The organism is Streptomyces beijiangensis (assembly GCF_017315755.1).
Taxonomy (GTDB): domain Bacteria; phylum Actinomycetota; class Actinomycetes; order Streptomycetales; family Streptomycetaceae; genus Streptomyces; species Streptomyces beijiangensis.
Genome location: NZ_JAFLRJ010000934.1, coordinates 1 through 315 on the forward strand (window position 1 = coordinate 1; position 315 = coordinate 315).

General features: G+C 70.8%; 1 protein-coding gene. It reads right to left on the reverse strand.

The window, feature by feature from the left end:
- Window positions 1–315: lysozyme family protein (locus J0695_RS39945; protein WP_505383635.1), on the reverse strand; the 315-nt coding region annotated here is incomplete at both ends.

Sequence of the window (315 nt, forward strand, 5' to 3'; positions counted from 1 at the left end):
GTCCTTCTTGCCGTCGCCGTTGGCATCCTGACCCCACGTCTTCCAGGTGGAGGGGATGAACTGCATCGGGCCGACCGCGCGGTCGTGCGTGGAGTCGCCGTCGTACTGGCCGTGGTCGGTGTCGGAGATGTTCGCGAAGCCGACACCGTTGAGGACCGGGCCGAGTATCGGGCTGAGCGTGGTGCCGCCCGCGTCGACGCGACCGCCGCGCGCCTGGCCCGACTCGACCTTGCCTATCGCGGCGAGCAGCTGCCAGGGGAGGTGGCAGCCGGGGTCCGTACCCGCGACGGTCTGCTGCGCCTGCTTGTACGCGGC